This window comes from Aquimarina ulvae, from assembly GCF_053613295.3.
Genome location: NZ_JBSIBP030000006.1, coordinates 124,595 through 142,941, shown reverse-complemented (window position 1 = coordinate 142,941; position 18,347 = coordinate 124,595). Strand labels below are relative to the sequence as shown.

The window sequence follows — 18,347 nt, the reverse complement described above, 5'->3', positions numbered from 1 at the left end:
ATTATAAAACTATTTTAAAACTTCTTTTTCAAATTTTTCAACGATCTCATTGGCGTTTTTTGTATGATTGTCCAAAACGAATAGTTCGGTCGAACCTTCCATAGCGCCAAAACCGGCTAACCTTGCAGATTCTTTATTGTCTTTAATTATATACGGAATATGTATTTCTTTTAATAAAAATGCTAAACGGTTAACTATGATGGATGTTCCTGTATATATCTTTTTGTATTTTTTCATAATTTTTAAATATTAGATTATAGCGGAATGCAACGTATGTATTCCGCTTTTTTTGGTTTTACTCTTTTGATGTTTTCTGAGACATCATTTTTTTTGCAAGATCTGCACCAATTAAGGATTGCAATAAATTACTATCAGCTCCTGTTTTACATACGTCCTGGATATAAATCTCAGGTAGTTTTAGATCTTTAAGTTGTTTAGCAACATTTACAGAGATTTTATAGTCCCACTCAGCTCGCTCCTGAGGCGTAAGACCAGCAGTTACCAATTTAGCGTTCTCATACGATTGTGCATCTGCCATCGTTTTCTGAGTTTTAGCTTTAAACTGTGCAACTTCATAATTTTTACGTTCTTCTATAAGATTAAACTCCGCTACCTTAGCTCTTGTTTCTGCTTCAATAGTTTTCTGAATTTGTTCTTTTTCTAAACGAGCTCGTTCTGTGGCTTTTTCAGCTTCTCCCTTTGCCGTTTCTTTCTGCGCTCGGTAAAATTGACGTTCTGCTTGCTGTTTCTCTAATTGAGTTTGTGCCACTTCCTCTTTTTGTAATTGTAATCTCTTATCAAAAGTAGTCTCCCAATCGATTTCTGTTACAACTGCTTGTACAACTGTCAGACCATATCCAGATAGAGAATTTCCTCTTTCTCTAATAGGCTCTCCATTTTTATATTGAATACGAAAACGCTTTTGTTTTGATTCTTTATTCGTAATTGTTCGCACAGTATTGCTGTCCCCAATAATTTCACGGTTTTCGCTGGCAAAATACTCTTCTAATACATACATTCCATTTTCTAACTGATCTTTAAAATATCTATCAAAATCAGAAGCCTGACCGGATATATAATCCTGAGCATCCATGAGTTTACAGGTATTCTTTATAGACTGATCAATATTAGGAATAATCCTAGAACGGATTAAGTTTCTCTCAGTTTTATTACGATCAGCAACTGATAAAAATTGATTTTCATCTGCCGTGTTGATGCTAATAACCACAGAAGTGGCAATTCTCGCTTTTACCGCATCGCTAAATGCCCAATATTTGGCAATATCAACATTAGCATATTTACTTTGCTCACCCAGCTCATTCTTTTTATTAGGGATCACATATTTAATGGGTAATTCGAATTGTATTGGTATCAATCGCCCCCACATTTTGGTATGGATTCCTTGATGAATGACAGCTTTCTGGTTTCCCCAAGGATATTGTACCGCATACGCTGTACCGGGTTCTGCATAAAAGAACATTCCAGAGATAACACTCATAACAAGTCCAATGATAATCATTGTAAGGTTTCTTTGTCGAGTGAACTTATGGACTATTTTTGATTCTTTAAAAAAAGGTGTAATGATAAAGATGGTTACTCCGATGAGGACCATTATAATTCCTAAATATGTTAGCATAGTAATGATGTATTAAAATTAATTAATTAGTTATTTCATTAATGAAGGAATACTATTGATTACATGATTTCTATACTTATTAAGTAATTAGAGTTGGTGTAGTTACTTGGTTTTCATTTAATATATATTGAGAGATACAATTAGAAAAATAATTATTAAAAAATCTATGAAAGTGAATATTTTTTGTAAGTGTATACATACTTTTAGTTTTAAACTGTAAGGTGATTTGCTTGTATTTGATTATTTATTGTAACCAAATATTATTTTTTTGATAAAAAAATATAATTATTCAAGGTGGTTTTGGATGTTGTATTTATATTTCAAGGCGGTTTTCATCATTTTTTGGCACTCTTTTTCGATTTTCATTATTTTGCAGGCATGAACATACAAAAATTAGTAAGAGATATACCTGATTTTCCAAAACCAGGTATTCTTTTCAAAGACATCACTCCGCTTTTGGCAAATTCTGATGCTTTAGTATATTGTGCGGATCAATTAGCAGGCCTTTGCCCAACTGATATAAAAATCGATAAAGTGATCGGAATAGAGGCTCGAGGTTTTATTTTAGGAGGTATGATTGCACAGCGATTGGAAGCAGGTTTTATTCCAGTTCGTAAAAAAGGCAAACTACCGTTTAAAGTAAATTCTAAAAGTTATGGTTTAGAATATGGAGAAGATGTATTAGAGATTCATAAGGATGCAATTAACGTAGGAGAACATATCCTAATTCATGATGATGTATTAGCTACAGGAGGCACTGCAAAAGCCGTATGTGAGCTGGTAGAAGAACTAGGGGGAATCGTAGTACAATGTAATTTTATTATGGAATTGGGTTTTCTTAATGGAAGAGACAAACTCAATACTGCAGTAGCTTCTTTGTTGCATTACTGATGTATAAAAAAATATAAATGAGCCTTCATATTAATAAAGGCTCATTTGCATTAAAAGCTTATGGTTAACTTACTTTTTAGTAGTAGCTATGATGGCTCCATCCTTTGCTTTGTCTCCGTATATGCTAATGGCTGTAGTTGCTTTTAGAAAATCGACTTCTTCCAATTTATCTGATGTAGCTAACTCATCTAATATTTCAAAATCCGATTCTTTACCGTCTATAATAATTAACTTATCAATATCTGGATCATCTACAAAACTGAACTTTTTTGATCTACTAAAATGTGATGGAAATTGTTGACCGTTGAAAATAAAATTTCCGTTTTCGTCCTCTTCAAACTCAAAAGAATTCATAATCTGATCCTTTAACTTACCAATATCAAAATGTTTTCCATTAAAAAATATAGAATCCCCTTTTTTATCATAATCAAAATCAAACCTGAAATTCTGATTTTTTAAAATACTATCAATATCAAAGTTTTGCGTATTATTAAAGCCAACCTGATTTTTCCAGGAGGTGATATCAAACATCCCTGAGTTGGTGATGTATAGATTTCCGTTTTTATACCCGAGTTCTACATCTGATATAGGTTTTGATGATGATGATGAGTATTTGCTTTTAGCATTTCCTTTTTTAAGAATAATACTTAAACTAGTAATCTCGTTTTGATCATTAAACTTGATTTTTTCTATAATTAATTCGATACCATTTTCTGAAAAGAATGACTGGAGGTCCTCCAACTCTTTTTCTGTTGTATTTTTATTAATGGTTGCTATGATTTCATTGAATTGCGAGGCATCCTGAATCTGATCCGGATTTAATTCTGTGGTAAATGCTGACAAGGAAAGTATACCTAGTATACCCATTCCTACAATGATCCATTTTTTCATACTAAATATTATTTTTTGGGTTTCAATTATAATTTGCAATAAACGCTATTCTAAATACGAAAGATGAAGCGTAGTGTTGCAAGAATAATCCTGAGATTTTTTAGTTTTTATTTCTGTTGAAGAGGAATTAAATTTTTAAAAACTTGATTGTAAGTTGTTAAGGTAATTAAGCGTGTGGATTGGTAGATTTAGTACCAGTGCTATGGAGTTGATTTTTCTAATTTTGATGTAACTAAAATAAAGGTACACAAACTTTAATTTTAGGAAAAATTCAAAAATTTTAACAAGAACGCTTATGGTGTTAATTGTTTTTCGTTTTTCTCGTGCGAAAAAGAACCAGCTATTCTCGTCGATAAATCCTGAGAGGATATCCCTAAAGAAATTCTGAGAAAAATTTCGGAACTACGTTTCAATTATAATGAAATTACCAAAGAAACACTGACTGACATAAAAGGTAATAAAAGCGAAATATATCTGGTAGAAGAAGATTTTGCTTTTACGTATGATCAAATTATGCAATTGGATATCGGAGATGGTGTAGATAGCAAATAATACCATACTACTAATCTGGTAAGTACCCCAGAACGGTTCGTGTTGTTGGCTGTAACAGAAATAGTCGCTTTGGTTTAAGTGATGTTGCCCAGACAGGATTGCGATATGCCGTAAATAATTACAATGCTATTAACGTAGATTTTTAGATTGACTTAGTATTTACTGCTAATTTCACTATTGGCGATATTGTAGCTTATACGCAAACTAGTGCATCACAAATAGCTAAAGATGGTGTAAGGGGCAGGTTTTCCAAGTGAATGGGGAGCCTTTCGAAAGAGTAATTATTAATGGAGGAGCAAACACCAATAATAATGATCAATTATCAGAGGGATTGTTTACGCATGAATTAGGACACTGTTTTGGACTAAGACATACTGATAGCAATACTCGTCAATCTTGTGGACAAAACGGAGAGCCGATAAACCTGGAAGAAGCAATATATATTTTTGGAACACTTGGTGCTAGTCAAGATCCTGATTCAATTATGAATGCTTGTTTTTCTTTTAATGGAGGCGAGTTCGGTGAATTTGATACAGTAGCTTTAGAATTCCTGTATTAGTTTTTTTAATACATCCTTCAAAGGGCTCTTTTGGTAACGTACAATCTCCAACCAAAAATTAGCAGTTGTAATTTGGAAGCTTTGCTAAGGTCTAAGCGTCTTTTTGTAAAACTTGGGAGTATAAGTTTGTTTAATTTCGCCAGAAAAATAAAAACCTGTTTTTGCATGGCTCTAAAATAGAAAAAACTCATCGGATAACGATGAGTTTTTAGCTACTTATTTATGTTTAGTATTGCTCGATTAGTTTTTTAGAATAATTTCTATCACTCCATTTTCTCCTTCTGAACCAAATCTTGTTATAGCTTTTATATCCTTATAAATATTTACCGATTTGATTTGCTTTTGATCGATTTTTTGAATCTCGGAATAATCAACTTTTTTCCCATCAACAAACATTAATGGTTTGGCGCCATCGTCATCTACAGACCCAGTAAAAATGTTATCTTTTATGATCTTAAAATCAAATCCTGTTCCTTTTTTGGCATGTTTTTTTGTAGTAATATGTATAACACCGTCTTTTGCTTTTTTACCATATTTTTTGACACTCGTTTTTCCTTTAGATACATCAACACTTTGTATTTCAATAGATTTTAACTTCTTCACCTTTTTTTTACTGGCTTTTTTTCCATCTATAAAGAAAAGAGGATCGGTGTCAGAAATACTATCAAAATCAAAAATTGTTTTATGAACATTAGCGCGGAATAAGATATTATCATCATTATTTCTTAAAATAATTTTATTTTTTTTACTTTTTTTCTGTTGTATTTTGCTTTTATGTTTTTTATCAGCATCTATAATAAAAATACGTTCTCCTTCATCGTCTGAATAGACTTCTATTACTTGCGTGTCACTATGTTTACTGTGTTTGTCTCTATGGATCCAAGCATTGTTGTCACCAGATTGTCCTATGTTAATTTTCCCTTTTTTACTATCATAGGATATAACCAATGGATGTATTGGGGTTTCATTTGCTACAGAAAAATTAGCATTACTCTTTTTGGATGTCATAGCTAAACTAATACTGGTAATTTCGTTAGCATCATTTCTTTTAACATCAGTGAAGATGATTTCTACTATATATTCATTTTTAAAAATTCGTTTAACTCTTTCTAAATCTTCTTTCGTAGAATTTTTATCAATGATGAACTCGACGGTGTTTTTCTCGGTTTTTGTGACTTTTTGAGTTCTAATAGATGTTTTATTTATTGGAGAGTTGTTTTCAACTTGGTTCTTCAAACCAGTTTTTTCCGTATTGGTACCTTGTTGCTCCTTTCTTTTAGGAGATTCCTCTTTTGAAGGAAAAGAAGCTGTCCTTTGAGCGACGTAGTTCTTTTCTTTAGAAGGGAAAGTTTCTTCTCGTTGTTTTTTATTTTGTGAGGCATATTGTTCTGGTGTTTCATACTGAATATATTGTATTTCAGTTTCAGTATTGAATCCCCATAAAAATAAACTTAGAAGAGGTAATACAATTATTATTTTCCAGAGGTTCTGACGATTTGATTTCTTTTTGTTTAACATAACGATTCGTTTCTTGATTAATGATTGATAAAAATTATTCGTGATTGATGAAAAATTATTGGATGATACTTTAACTAAGGTTAATTGATACTCTTTTTTTGATGGAAGATCTCGGATGGCCTCTTGATCTGCGATAAACTCTAAGTTTTGCTGCAAACTTTTTTTATAAAGCCAGGCAACGGGGTTTATCCATTGAAATATTACCAAAAGATTAGTCAATAAGATATCTATAGAATGATGTTGTTTTACGTGTATTTTTTCGTGTTTCAAGATCATTTTCAATTCTTCGGTGTTATGAAGTAATGGGTTAAATATGATGTACTTAAAAAATGAAAACGGAGCTATGTTTTCTTCCGTTTTTAAAATAGAGAACCCTTCATTTTTTTTATTTTGACTTTTAGAAAAAATTCTTTGAAGTGTAATCAGTTGAAAAATAAAACGACAAAATAGTAGAGTAGCGGTGATGATATAGATCATAAATGTAATGAACAGCCAGGATATATATATGGATTTATTTTCGGAGCTCGAAGATAGGGTAGAAGTAAATTCTATGGTATCAAAAGAAGGCTTCTCTATAAATTCTATAGTAGTGAATTCTAAAAACGGAAGTAGCAATGAACTAAGTATTCCTGCCAAAAGGAAGTGTCTGTTTATTGTAAAGAAGGTTTCTTTTCTTAGAAAGAAGTAATATACCAGATAAAATAAGGATAAAATAGCACTGGATTTAAGTAAGTACATTAAAAATGATTCCATGAGTTTACTTTTTTTGTTCGATTACATCTAAGATCTCTCGCAACTCTTGTGCAGTTATTTTTTCTTCTTTAGCAAAGAAAGAGACCATATTTTTGTAGGAGTTGTTAAAATATTGCGTCATAGCCTTGCTAACAAATCGACTTCTGTATGCTTCTTTAGTGACTACAGGATAGTATTGATGAGTTTTGCCATAAGCTGTATGGCTGATGTATCCTTTTTCTTCTAGGTTTCTTATAATTGTAGAAACCGTATTGTAGTGTATAGTGTGGTTAAGTTCGGCCTGAACTTCTTTTGCAAACGCCTTCTCAAGTTTCCACAGTGCTTGCATGATTTCTTCTTCTTTATTTGTTAGCTTTTCCATCTGAAGGTATTTAGATATCCTCAAATATATAACTATAATTGTAGTTTTAAAACTATTTTTATAGTTATTTAACTATTTTTGTAGTTTTTAAGTATAAGAATTATGAAAGATAAACCCCAAAAAGTAATGCTACACCTATTACATATGATATACTTATTCTATATTCGCAAACAAATTAATGGCATATGATTCAGAGTATCATTTTTGTAATTATAGGGTTTGTACTTCTTGTTGTCGGAGGTGAGTATTTAGTGCGTTCATCTGTAGCATTATCGTTTAGATTAAAATTATCCAAAATGGTGATTGGTCTTACTGTGGTTTCCTTTGCGACCTCTGCACCGGAATTGTTGGTAAGTTTGCAGGCAGCTTTAAGTGGTTCAGCAGATCTTTCTCTGAGTAATATCATAGGTTCTAATGTTGCTAATATTGGTTTAGTGTTAGGAATCACTGCAATGATCAGTCCATTGGCAATTGATAGAGACTTTTATAAGTTTAACTGGCCGGTGATGATTCTACTCTCATTGGGGTTGTATTTCTTTTTGGTTAATGATGGTGTACTTACAAGAACAGAAGGAGGGGCACTTTTAGTCACTTTATTTATATACCTATTTTTGTTGATCAGACGCGCCAGGATGAGTGTTGATGCCATGATAGAAGAAGTCGATGAGAACTTAGAAAAGGTTTCTAATTTTAAGATGATATTTTGGTTGTTGATAGGAGGGATTGCTTTATATTTTGGTTCCGAGTTTCTAGTGGATGGAGCAAAAGATATTGCTACAAAAATGGGGGTGAGTGAAGCTGTTATTGGTCTTACTATGGTTGCAGTAGGTACGAGTGTGCCAGAATTGGCAGCCTCTGTAATTGCTGCATTAAAACAAGAAAAAGCAATCTCCCTAGGGAATCTAATTGGATCCAATATTTTTAATATCGCTTCCGTTCTTGGGGTTACCTCTTTGATTCGGCCAATCACAGTTGGTGATACACGACTTATGGATATTGATATCTTTTGGATGCTTGGATTTGCACTAATTTTAGTACCATTGGCATTTATTCCTAAAAAAATGATTTTAGGCAGACCAAAGGGTTTTTTGATTTTTGCTGCGTATTGTATTTTTATTGCAATGGCATTTGTGAAGTAAATGTCGGGTATAAAAGACGAAATCTTGATAAGAAACTAATCTTGTTTTTTTTTCAGAAAAGGGGAGCAATTTTTTTTATTTTACTTTTACCGATACGATTGGCAGCTCTTATATACAAAATGTAAAACCCCAGAATCACAAAACTCTTGTCTTTATTCAAACAACGATAAATTTGAGTAGTGTTCTGCTATCTGAAAATTTGTAACATTCAGAATTTATATGTTTGTTTTTTTATACAAAATCATATAATGAAAAAAGCTTTCTGTTAATTCAGAAAGCTTTTTCTTTGCGTTTAACAAATTACTTAGCTACTAGCTTTTGTTATGCTGTAACCGCAGAAATGTCGGCAGTTTTAACGGTTTTAACAATTCTAGCAGCAATTTTGTACGGATCACCATTAGAAGCTGGACGACGATCTTCTAACCATCCTTTCCACCCTTTTTCTACAGTGATGATAGGGATTCTGATAGATGCACCTCTGTCAGAAATTCCATAGGAGAATTCATCGATAGATTGTGTTTCATGCTCACCAGTTAATCTTTGATCGTTAAATTCACCATAAACAGCAATATGCTCTTTAGTAACTGGTCTAAACGCTTCACAGATAGTTTCATAAACCTCCTTAGACCCACACGTTCTTAATACTTCATTAGAGAAGTTAGCGTGCATACCCGAACCATTCCAGTCTCCTTTGATTGGTTTTGGATGGTAATCAATATAGTATCCATATTTTTCAGTAAGTCTATCTAGTAAATATCTCGCTATCCAGATTTCATCTCCTGCTTTCTTTGCACCTTTAGCAAATAATTGAAATTCCCATTGTCCACTAGCAACTTCTTGATTAATTCCTTCAAAATTAAGTCCGGCATCAATACATAAATCAGCATGCTCTTCAACAAACCTTCTTCCGTGAGTGTTTCTTCCTCCAACAGAGCAATAATACATTCCCTGAGGACCAGGATATCCACCAACAGGAAATCCTAATGGTAGTTGCGTGGCTTTGTCCATAATAAAGTATTCTTGCTCGAAACCAAACCAGAAATCACCATCATCATCAATAGTAGCTCTGGCATTAGATTCGTGTGGAGTTCCGTCTGCATTTAAAACTTCTGTCATCACCATATACCCATTTCTTCTTGTAGGGTCTGGATATATCGCGACAGGTTTTAATAAGCAGTCAGAAGATCCTCCTTCTGCTTGCTTTGTAGAACTACCATCAAAAGACCACATAGGACAGTCCTCAAGCTTACCACTAAAATCTTCTTCAATTTTTGTTTTACTTCTTAGATTAGCAGTTGGTTTATAACCATCCAACCAAATGTATTCTAATTTAGCTTTACTCATAATTAACACTTTATAAATTGAACTCTTAAGATCTCAAAATTAGTTTTATTTTGTGATAATGGAAAAAAAATAGGGGGTCAAATCGGGTTTTTTTATTAATTTTTATCAACACCCTATATTTTTGAAGGGTATTTTGATTTTATTTTAATTTTATGAGATCATTTTTTTAATATCAACAATAAAAACTTACTCTATATTTGTAAAAAAAATACGCAATTATGTCAACACTCAGATTTCAAGCATTAAAAGAAACATTACATCGTAGTTCAATTGTAATTACAGAAACAGAACGGAGATCCGTTTTATTTGGAGAAAATGTATTCAATCAGACCACAATGCTTCAATATTTGACAAAAGATGCATATAGCAGCGTAATGGATGCGATTGATCATGGTGCTAAGATAGATAGGCGAATTGCGGATCAAATTGCATCTGCTATGAAAGATTGGTCTTTGTCTAAAGGAGTGACACACTATACGCATTGGTTTCAGCCACTTACCGGTGCAACTGCAGAAAAGCATGATGCCTTTTTTGAAACTATAGGGAACGGTCAGGGAATTGAGAAATTTGGAGGTGGACAATTGGTACAACAAGAGCCGGATGCCTCTTCTTTTCCAAACGGAGGTATACGTAATACTTTTGAAGCAAGAGGTTATACAGCTTGGGATCCTACATCACCAGCGTTTATTTATGGTACAACTTTGTGTATCCCTACTGTTTTTGTAGCGTATACCGGTGAAGCTTTGGATTATAAAACTCCTTTATTGCGAGCTTTGCATGCAGTTGATAATGCGGCAACAGCTGTTGCCAAATATTTTGATAAAAATGTAAAAAAAGTTAATGCATCTCTGGGATGGGAGCAGGAATATTTCTTAATTGATCGGGCACTTGTAGAATCCCGTCCTGATTTGGTGATGACGGGCAGAACCCTATTGGGGCATTCTTCGGCAAAAGGTCAGCAGTTGGATGATCATTACTTTGGAAGTATTCCGATCAGGGCTTTAGCTTTTATGAGAGATTTGGAGATAGAATGTATGCTGTTAGGAATCCCTGTAAAAACACGTCATAATGAAGTAGCTCCTAATCAGTTTGAACTTGCACCTATCTATGAAGAAACAAATCTGGCTGTAGATCATAATTCGTTGCTTATGGATGTTATGGAAAAAGTGGCATCAAGACATCACTTAAAAGCATTGCTACACGAAAAGCCGTTTGCAGGTGTAAATGGTTCAGGAAAGCATAACAATTGGTCATTAAGTACCAATACCGGCGTGAATTTATTGGGGCCTGGTAAAACACCTATGAGTAATCTTCAATTTTTAACATTTTTTATCAATACAATCAAAGCGATTAATGAACATGAAGAATTAATGAGAGCCGGAATTGCTTCTGCAAGTAATGATCATAGACTAGGTGCTAATGAAGCACCTCCTGCTATTATGTCTGTATTTATTGGAGCGCAACTTACATCAGTGCTCAAAGAACTCGAGGGAGTAACTGATGGAAAATTATCTCCAAAAGAAAAAACGGACCTTAAACTTAATGTTGTTGGTAAAATTCCAGAAATCCTATTGGATAATACAGATCGAAACAGGACGTCGCCATTTGCATTTACGGGTAATAAATTTGAGTTTAGGGCGGTCGGATCTAAAGCTAATTGTGCAAATCCAATGACCATACTAAACACCATAGTAGCAGAGCAACTAGTGCAATTTAAGAAAGAAGTTGATAAACTAATCGAAACGAAAAAATTAAAAAAAGATGAAGCGATTTTTAATGTTCTGAGAGAGTATATCAAGAAATCTAAAAACATTCTTTTTGAAGGTAATGGATACAGTGAAGCTTGGGAGAAAGAAGCAAAAAAACGTGGTTTAAGCAATAATAGAACGACACCAGAAGCTCTAAAAGCAAAGGTTTCTAAAAAAACATTAGATCTTTTTGAGCGAATGGGGGTCATGAATAAGGTAGAAGCCGAAGCTAGATACGAAATAGAAATTGAAGAATATGTAATGCATATTCAGATTGAAGGTAGAGTATTGGGTGATATTGCCAGGAATCATATCATACCTACAGCTATTAAATATCAAAATACATTGATAAATAATGTTTCTGGGTTAAAAAATCTTTATGATAATGATTTTAAGAAATATGCAAAGGAACAAATGGAGATTATTGAAGAAATTTCTGAACATATCGGTAAAATAAACACCAAGGTTAATGAAATGACAGCAGAAAGAAAAAAAGCTAATAAGTTGAATAACCTAGAAAAGAAAGCTGCTGATTATTGCAATAAGGTAAAACCGTTGTTTGATCAAATTCGATATAGCTGTGATAAATTAGAGTTGTTAGTTGATGACGAATTATGGCCGTTGACTAAATATAGAGAGCTTTTATTTACCAGATAGGTAAGAATTCACTGACTAAGCATATTTTTTGTTTTATTATTAACAAAAAATTAATTTCTGTTAAACCCTTGACAAATCCATAGGAGAATGCCTTTTTTATGGGTTTTCCGTAATGCACTTTGTCGAAATCTTACAAAATATTCAAAAATACCCTTAATGTTTTCATAAATTTGACCTCATCAACTAATAGGTGATTTATTTTTTAGTTAAACACTTTCCCCAGATTTTTTTTAAAGAGATCGTTAGATATAGTCGTCTATCACTCTGCCATACGCCCCAAAATGTTTAAAAACTGAATTGAATTATTAATCAAATTTAATATATTTTACGTATGAAAAAAGTAATTTTTAGTCTAGCAACTTTATTAAGCGCGTCAGTGATGGTTGCACAGTCAAACGTTAGTAGCGTTGATCAATCTGGTGATATGAATGGAGCCGATATTACACAGGTAGGTTTAGCAAACACTAATACAACTACACAATTAGGTGCGGGAAACAATGCAGTGACTATTCAAGGTAGTGATGCATTTGCTTCTAGAAACGGAATTGTAACTCAGATGCAAACTGGAGATAAAAATGAGGCTTTTGCTCAACACGAGGAAGATCGAAATGAAGTGTATCAAGTACAAGTAGGAAATGGGAATTCTGCTTCTTCTACACAGAATTTACTAAACTTTGGAGGGGATAACCTTTCTGAGCAACTTCAAGAAGGGAACGGTAATACTGCTACTATTTCTCAAGAAGGAGCTGGTTTCTTTGGAGACGGATCATTAAATTATGCTGGTCAAGGTCAGTTTGGTGATGCTAACACGGCTACAACTTCTCAAGGTGGTGAAGAAAACTTTAGCTTAATTATTCAGGATGGTTCTTTTAATACTGCGTCAATGGCACAGGTTGGAGATGTTAACCTAGCAGACCAAAGACAAACAGGAGAAGCAAATCTTGGTACTGGTGAGCAGTGGGGAACTGATAACCTGTTGATCCAAGTACAAAATGGAGGAGGTAACGTAGCTACTTCTCTTCAGGGTAGTAGTTCCTTTGACTCTAGAGGTGGAATTGTAGACCAATTACAATCTGGAGATGAGAATGAAGCGTATGCACAACACGAAGAAGATAATAATATTATTGTACAAACTCAGCTTGGAGATGGAAACTCAGCTTCTGCAACTCAAAATTTAGCCTTTTTTGGTGGAGAAAATGCTACAGATCAATTCCAGTCTGGTAACGGTAACGTAGCTACCGCATCACAGGAAGGTGACTTTGGTGTTTTTGGAGAAGGTAACTTAGTATTACAAGGGCAAATTGGTGATGAAAACATGGCAGTTTCTTCTCAGAATGGAGCTAGTAATATAAGTGATATATTCCAATTAGGTGACTCAAACTTTGCACAGGATACTCAGTTTGGAACAGGTAACACAACTTTTGTTACGCAGACGGGAGAATCTCATAGTAGTATCATCCTACAAAGCGGAACAGGAAACGCTGCTGTAGTAACACAGAGTGGTTCTGGAGGAGAGCTTTAATAAATAAATTTAATATATTTGAAGGAGTTATACTAACTGCAAAGTTAGTGTAACTCTTTTACTACATTTAATACTTTGTACCAATGAAAAAATATTTCGCATTATGTTTAATAGTATGTAGTCTTTTTATTTGTGGAAATTCTAATGCTCAAAATAGAGAGAATCAGGATGAATCATTGGTAGAGAGTCAAGAACGATTTATCACACTAAATCAATTACAGAATAATACCAGTGTGCAGGTTGCTAGAGAAAATAGGGTTAGTAATAATGCAGTATTTATCCAGCAAATAGGCACGGGTAATCAGGTGTTTTCTAATATTGTAGCACAATCATCGGACATTCGTTTAAGTCAAAATGGAGAACGAAATTTAATAGAGATAGATGAAACATCTAAAGAGATTGAAAAAATTATCACTCAAAATGGTACTAATAACATTGTGACTGATTTCTCTTTTAATCCTGACATATCTACAAGTTTAGAACTTATGCAAGAAGGTAATAATCTTTCTTTTGAGCGATTTGGAAGTAATGAACTATCCAAGAATCTAAAGTTTACAATGACTGGAAACAATCGAACGATTATTGTTAGAAGTTTTTAGATGATCTGATTTTTTTGCCGTATGAAGTGTAAGTTGGTCATATCGTTTTTACTGGTTTTTCAATTTTCAAATGCTCAGTTTACCAATACTGAAATAATTGCCAAAATTAAAACAGAAAGAATAGATGATATTGTTTCCATAAGTGCAGAAGCAACAAATGCTACAGAAATATATAAAAGTTTACGGTATGCATTTTCGGTTTTCAGGACAAATACCGATAACAACGTATCAAAAAACAATCAAGAAGGCAGGTTTACATTAGAAGCTAATGAACAAAAAGAACTAACGACAACAACTGTAGGAATTGATGAAAGTGATAAAATAGTAATTCTTTTATTGATTTATGAAGAAGAAACAATTGTTGGCAAAGACAGGATTGCCTTCAATGAGATAGTTAAGAAAAAAAATGAAGAAATACTTGAAGAGGATGATGGTATAGAACTCAAAGGTATTGTTGTTGAAGAAACCAAAACAAAACCAGGAAAAGATTTTTACGAATTCTTTTATAATTCATATACTTTAAATAGAATAAATGGTTCTAAGATAGTCGGAGTATATGAAACACTAAGTTTCGGCAGAAGTACGATTATTCAGGTAAAAATAGAAGATAAAGTCATCCATGAATTCCTTGGAAAACCTGATATAGAATATTTAGAGCAAATGTCTAAAGTTTCGATACGCAGAGTTTATAAATACTTTAAAGATTTAAAGAAACAAAAGAAAGATATTTTTCAGTATTAATTACTTATTCAAATACAAATGAAGTCAATCATAATAGCTATGATACTTGCTTTCTCTGTGCACCAATTTAATTTTGGGCAAGATTTAGTATATAGGCCCAAAAACCCCGCTTTTGGAGGCGATACTTTTAATTATCAATGGTTGTTAAGTTCAGCAGAATCCCAAAACACCTTTACTGATGAAAGTGATCCCAACGCCGATGATAGATCAGAGCTCGAAAGATTTACAGAAAGTCTTAACAATCAATTGTTAAGTCAGATATCAAGAACTTTATTTAATGAACAATTCGGACAAGAAGGCCTTACAGAAGGTACCTTTAGTTTTGGAACATTGTTTATAGAGATTTTTCCATCAGGTGAAGGATTGGTAATCAATATCTTAGATACCAGTACCGGCGATCAATCTCAAGTAATAATTCCTAATTAATTTTTAATGCGTAACAAGTTTTATCAAGTAATTCTAGCAATTTCTTGTACAATATTGTTCTCTGGATGTGGCACTTATTTTAATCAGCCAATCTCTATAGAGCAAGCACGAATAGGTGAAGACACTCAGTTTACCAAGACATTAAGAGATTTTCCTTTACCAACAGAACCAGTAGTAGTTGGTGTATACAAATTCAGAGATCAAACAGGTCAGTATAAGCCTACCGAAGCAGGTAGTACTTTTAGCACTGCAGTTACTCAAGGTGCCACAACTATTTTAGTAAAAGCTCTGGAGGACTCTAAGTGGTTTGTTCCTATAGAAAGAGAAAACCTAAGCAACCTCCTGAATGAGCGAAACATTATACGATCCACGAGAAAAGAGTATAGAAAAAATAACAATTCTAATGAACCGCAACTGCCTCCATTATTATATGCAGGAATCATTCTGGAAGGAGGTATTGTTTCTTACGATTCTAATATTATTACCGGCGGACTTGGTGCAAGATATTTTGGGATTGGAGGTTCTACACAATACAGACAAGATAGGATTACAGTGTATCTTCGGGCAGTGTCTACATCCAGTGGTAAAATTTTAAAAACAGTATATGTTTCTAAAACGATACTATCGCAAGCGCTGGATGCCAGCTTCTTTAGATATGTAAAGTTTAGTAGGTTGTTAGAAGCTGAAACTGGTTTTACCAAGAATGAACCTGGTCAAATAGCCGTTTCTGAAGCTATAGAAAAAGCAGTAGAAGCTTTAATAATAGAAGGTATTGAAGATAAATTGTGGGGTTCTAAAGCAGCCCCCGAAGAAATAAGTACACTCGTTGCTGATTACAATGCGGAGAAAAATGAAGCTCAAAACACGGGACTTTATGAACGGTATTTTAAGGAAAGAAGAGGAGAAAAAGCAATTTTTGCTAATGGAGGTTTAGCGTTAATAAGTGGTGATTATAATAATGCAGATTTATCATACGCTGTCAGAATAGGAGGGAAATGGTATTTTAACCCCTATTTAAATACAAATGCAAGTTTTAGTAAATTTGAGTTAAGAAATGAAGGTGCCTTTTCTGAAGGATTTCATGCGATAGATGTGAATGCAGAATTAACACTTTTACCTTTCGAAAAATTGACTCCTTTCTTTTTTGGGGGAATGGGAACCGTTAATAATGATGATTTTGATAGCACTTTTTTTAAGTTTCAATACGGCGGGGGAATGGAGTTCCTGGTATCCGATCACGTTGGAGTTTCACTAAATGCAACACATAATCTCGTTTTGGGAGACAAACTTGATAAGGTTACGCAGGGTAAAAGAGATGACCAGTATTTTAATTTTTCTTTTGGAATTAACTGGTATTTTAAGAATCCTTTGAAAATGGATAAAGAACTGCGCAAACAAAAACGTAGAGAAGATAAAGAACTTAGAAGGTTAAAAAAAAGAAATCGTAAAGTAATCGAAAACGGTGATGTTCCTAAAGGATAAAACCCAGATAAAAATGAGAAAATATTTAATAAAAGTACTAACACTTTTGGTCATAGTAACCATTGCTTCTTGTAGTGAGGATACTATAGATTTAGAAGGTTTAGGAGCGGTAAAAGGCCGAGTAGTAGCCGTTGGAACCAATGAACCTTTGGAGAATGTGAAAATATCAACAAACCCCTCGACAAGTACTGTCTTTACTGATGTAAATGGAGAGTATTTAATTGAGAACATTCCTTCTGGGGATTATTCGCTTGCTGCTCAACGAGAAGGATTGTTAGCGCAGTTTGAAGGAATATCCATAATTGCTGATAGAGAATTAGAAATTGTATTTGAGATGGATATAGAAACAGCAGGTAACAGACCACCCGATGCTGCCGTTTTAGATTCGCCAATAGACAATTCGGTAGATCAGCCATTAGAGGTGAGATTGGTTTGGACAGGATCTGATCCTGATGATGATACGCTCACCTATACGGTTACATTACGTAATGATGAAAACACTGATGTAGAACTTTTTGGAAATATTACTGATACAACTTATACGCTCACAAATCTCTCTTATAAAGTGAAATATTTCTGGCAAGTAAGTAGTAATGATGATATTAATGACCCTGTAAACAGTACTATTTTTGCTTTTGAAACAATGAGCCCTCCAAACAATAGAATTGTATATACAAGATCTATAAATGGTAATAGTGTTATTTATTCTGCGAATGAGCAAGGTGGAACCGAAATTCAACTTACTTCTGAAACCAAAAATAGTTTCAGACCTAGACGAAATGCTGGGATTGGTAAAATTGCTTTTCTACAATCTGTTGGATCGCAAACACATTTGTTTACAATGAATGAAGATGGTTCTCAAATGATACAGGTTACTTCTCAGGTTTCTGTTGCCGGATTTAACTTAGGTGAGATCGATTTTTCGTGGTCTGATAATGGATCTAAACTATTGTTTCCTAATCAAGATAAGTTATATAGTATTCAAGCCGATGGAAGCGGACTTTCTTTAGTGTATCAAACCACCAATGGAAATTTGATTTCAGAAGTTGATACAAATGATACGAATAACGTTATCGTGCTGAAAACGAATAATTTGGACGGATATGAAGTGGAAATTTTCACAATTAATGAATTAGGTTTGGTTCTTGAAACAGTATTGTCAGGTATTTCTGGAGCTGCCGGAAGTATAAACCTCTCTGTTGATGGAACTAAGTTGCTATATTGCCAAGACGTTTCGGGCTTTGAAAGCAGCGACTACAGACAATTAGATTCGCATTTGTTTATACATAGCTTTAGTGATAGCTCGAGTTTAGATATTTCTATAGAGAAACCTGCAGGTACTAATGACTTGGATGCACGTTTCTCCCCAAATGAAGCTGCTGTCATTTTTGTAAATACTTCTAACGATGGTATATCACAAAAGAATATTCAAACTATGTCAATTGTTGAGATTGCTAATAGAGCGAATCTTATTGAGAATGCTTCGATGGTAGACTGGGAATAATATAATTCTGAATTCAGAATTCTG

At 33.6% G+C, this 18,347-nt stretch carries 17 protein-coding genes; 10 read left to right on the top strand and 7 right to left on the bottom strand.

The features are described from left to right. Window positions 1–9: 9 nt before the first annotated feature. Together ACWGOQ_RS14465 and ACWGOQ_RS14460 are read right to left on the bottom strand one after the other, a co-directional pair. A complete protein-coding gene (locus ACWGOQ_RS14465; RefSeq protein ID WP_452058914.1) occupies window positions 10–237 on the bottom strand; it encodes a putative signal transducing protein in 228 nt (75 codons plus the stop codon). Window positions 238–295: 58 nt separating this feature from the next. Then, window positions 296–1,636: an SPFH domain-containing protein gene (locus ACWGOQ_RS14460; RefSeq protein WP_452058915.1), complete on the bottom strand. Its 1,341-nt coding sequence runs from the start codon at window positions 1,634–1,636 to the stop codon at window positions 296–298. A gap of 378 nt (window positions 1,637–2,014) precedes the next feature. Here ACWGOQ_RS14460 and ACWGOQ_RS14455 point away from each other — a divergent pair, with 378 nt between their 5' ends. Beyond that, the gene (locus ACWGOQ_RS14455) at window positions 2,015–2,527 is read left to right on the top strand and encodes an adenine phosphoribosyltransferase (RefSeq protein WP_452058916.1); all 513 of its coding nucleotides are present in this window, start codon (window positions 2,015–2,017) and stop codon (window positions 2,525–2,527) included. Between the two features lie 69 nt (window positions 2,528–2,596). Here ACWGOQ_RS14455 and ACWGOQ_RS14450 read toward each other — a convergent pair whose 3' ends face one another. Next, a complete protein-coding gene (locus ACWGOQ_RS14450; RefSeq protein WP_452058917.1) occupies window positions 2,597–3,418 on the bottom strand; it encodes a hypothetical protein in 822 nt (273 codons plus the stop codon). 805 nt (window positions 3,419–4,223) lie between these two features. Between ACWGOQ_RS14450 and ACWGOQ_RS14445 the strand changes: the two genes are divergently transcribed. Then, a complete protein-coding gene (locus ACWGOQ_RS14445) occupies window positions 4,224–4,529 on the top strand; it encodes a M57 family metalloprotease (protein WP_452058918.1) in 306 nt (101 codons plus the stop codon). Between the two features lie 17 nt (window positions 4,530–4,546). On the opposite strand, the gene ACWGOQ_RS14440 is transcribed toward ACWGOQ_RS14445, so the two are convergent. From ACWGOQ_RS14440 to ACWGOQ_RS14430, 3 genes are all read right to left on the bottom strand, one after another. Continuing rightward, entirely contained in the window at window positions 4,547–4,696 is a 150-nt protein-coding gene (locus ACWGOQ_RS14440) for an SsrA-binding protein (protein ID WP_452059045.1), read from the bottom strand. A gap of 73 nt (window positions 4,697–4,769) precedes the next feature. After that, window positions 4,770–6,800 (bottom strand): M56 family metallopeptidase, encoded by a 2,031-nt coding sequence (locus tag ACWGOQ_RS14435; RefSeq protein ID WP_452058919.1) that lies wholly within the window; start codon window positions 6,798–6,800, stop codon window positions 4,770–4,772. 4 nt (window positions 6,801–6,804) lie between these two features. Beyond that, window positions 6,805–7,161: a BlaI/MecI/CopY family transcriptional regulator gene (locus tag ACWGOQ_RS14430; RefSeq protein WP_452058920.1), complete on the bottom strand. Its 357-nt coding sequence runs from the start codon at window positions 7,159–7,161 to the stop codon at window positions 6,805–6,807. A gap of 185 nt (window positions 7,162–7,346) precedes the next feature. On the opposite strand from ACWGOQ_RS14430, the gene ACWGOQ_RS14425 reads away from it, so the two are divergent. Beyond that, on the top strand, window positions 7,347–8,300 hold the full coding sequence (locus ACWGOQ_RS14425) for a calcium/sodium antiporter (protein WP_452058921.1): 954 nt from the start codon (window positions 7,347–7,349) through the stop codon (window positions 8,298–8,300). 321 nt (window positions 8,301–8,621) lie between these two features. Here ACWGOQ_RS14425 and ACWGOQ_RS14420 read toward each other — a convergent pair whose 3' ends face one another. Continuing rightward, entirely contained in the window at window positions 8,622–9,644 is a 1,023-nt protein-coding gene (locus ACWGOQ_RS14420; RefSeq protein WP_452058922.1) for a glutamine synthetase beta-grasp domain-containing protein, read from the bottom strand. 218 nt (window positions 9,645–9,862) lie between these two features. Between ACWGOQ_RS14420 and ACWGOQ_RS14415 the strand changes: the two genes are divergently transcribed. The 7 genes from ACWGOQ_RS14415 (at window position 9,863) to ACWGOQ_RS14385 (ending at window position 18,323) form a co-directional block, all read left to right on the top strand. Further along, window positions 9,863–12,049: a glutamine synthetase III family protein gene (locus ACWGOQ_RS14415; RefSeq protein WP_452058923.1), complete on the top strand. Its 2,187-nt coding sequence runs from the start codon at window positions 9,863–9,865 to the stop codon at window positions 12,047–12,049. A 331-nt stretch (window positions 12,050–12,380) separates the two neighbouring features. Beyond that, the gene (locus ACWGOQ_RS14410; RefSeq protein ID WP_452058924.1) at window positions 12,381–13,571 is read left to right on the top strand and encodes a hypothetical protein; all 1,191 of its coding nucleotides are present in this window, start codon (window positions 12,381–12,383) and stop codon (window positions 13,569–13,571) included. An 83-nt stretch (window positions 13,572–13,654) separates the two neighbouring features. Then, window positions 13,655–14,170 (top strand): hypothetical protein, encoded by a 516-nt coding sequence (locus ACWGOQ_RS14405; RefSeq protein WP_452058925.1) that lies wholly within the window; start codon window positions 13,655–13,657, stop codon window positions 14,168–14,170. A gap of 21 nt (window positions 14,171–14,191) precedes the next feature. Then, window positions 14,192–14,911, top strand: a complete 720-nt coding sequence (locus ACWGOQ_RS14400; protein WP_452058926.1) for a CsgE family curli-type amyloid fiber assembly protein — start codon at window positions 14,192–14,194, stop codon at window positions 14,909–14,911. A gap of 18 nt (window positions 14,912–14,929) precedes the next feature. Then, on the top strand, window positions 14,930–15,337 hold the full coding sequence (locus ACWGOQ_RS14395; RefSeq protein ID WP_452058927.1) for a curli production assembly/transport component CsgF: 408 nt from the start codon (window positions 14,930–14,932) through the stop codon (window positions 15,335–15,337). A gap of 6 nt (window positions 15,338–15,343) precedes the next feature. Next, entirely contained in the window at window positions 15,344–16,819 is a 1,476-nt protein-coding gene (locus tag ACWGOQ_RS14390) for a CsgG/HfaB family protein (RefSeq protein ID WP_452058928.1), read from the top strand. A gap of 13 nt (window positions 16,820–16,832) precedes the next feature. Next, complete coding sequence (locus ACWGOQ_RS14385) at window positions 16,833–18,323, top strand: carboxypeptidase regulatory-like domain-containing protein (RefSeq protein WP_452058929.1); 1,491 nt, start codon at window positions 16,833–16,835, stop codon at window positions 18,321–18,323. Window positions 18,324–18,347 lie beyond the last annotated feature (24 nt).

Coding starts and splice junctions, on each gene's coding strand:
- ACWGOQ_RS14465 (WP_452058914.1), bottom strand. CDS start 237: ATGAAAAAATACAAAAAGATATATACAGGAACATCCATCATAGTTAAC.
- ACWGOQ_RS14460 (WP_452058915.1), bottom strand. CDS start 1,636: ATGCTAACATATTTAGGAATTATAATGGTCCTCATCGGAGTAACCATC.
- ACWGOQ_RS14455 (WP_452058916.1), top strand. CDS start 2,015: ATGAACATACAAAAATTAGTAAGAGATATACCTGATTTTCCAAAACCA.
- ACWGOQ_RS14450 (WP_452058917.1), bottom strand. CDS start 3,418: ATGAAAAAATGGATCATTGTAGGAATGGGTATACTAGGTATACTTTCC.
- ACWGOQ_RS14440 (WP_452059045.1), bottom strand. CDS start 4,696: ATGCAAAAACAGGTTTTTATTTTTCTGGCGAAATTAAACAAACTTATA.
- ACWGOQ_RS14435 (WP_452058919.1), bottom strand. CDS start 6,800: ATGGAATCATTTTTAATGTACTTACTTAAATCCAGTGCTATTTTATCC.
- ACWGOQ_RS14430 (WP_452058920.1), bottom strand. CDS start 7,161: ATGGAAAAGCTAACAAATAAAGAAGAAGAAATCATGCAAGCACTGTGG.
- ACWGOQ_RS14425 (WP_452058921.1), top strand. CDS start 7,347: ATGATTCAGAGTATCATTTTTGTAATTATAGGGTTTGTACTTCTTGTT.
- ACWGOQ_RS14420 (WP_452058922.1), bottom strand. CDS start 9,644: ATGAGTAAAGCTAAATTAGAATACATTTGGTTGGATGGTTATAAACCA.
- ACWGOQ_RS14415 (WP_452058923.1), top strand. CDS start 9,863: ATGTCAACACTCAGATTTCAAGCATTAAAAGAAACATTACATCGTAGT.
- ACWGOQ_RS14410 (WP_452058924.1), top strand. CDS start 12,381: ATGAAAAAAGTAATTTTTAGTCTAGCAACTTTATTAAGCGCGTCAGTG.
- ACWGOQ_RS14405 (WP_452058925.1), top strand. CDS start 13,655: ATGAAAAAATATTTCGCATTATGTTTAATAGTATGTAGTCTTTTTATT.
- ACWGOQ_RS14400 (WP_452058926.1), top strand. CDS start 14,192: ATGAAGTGTAAGTTGGTCATATCGTTTTTACTGGTTTTTCAATTTTCA.
- ACWGOQ_RS14395 (WP_452058927.1), top strand. CDS start 14,930: ATGAAGTCAATCATAATAGCTATGATACTTGCTTTCTCTGTGCACCAA.
- ACWGOQ_RS14390 (WP_452058928.1), top strand. CDS start 15,344: ATGCGTAACAAGTTTTATCAAGTAATTCTAGCAATTTCTTGTACAATA.
- ACWGOQ_RS14385 (WP_452058929.1), top strand. CDS start 16,833: ATGAGAAAATATTTAATAAAAGTACTAACACTTTTGGTCATAGTAACC.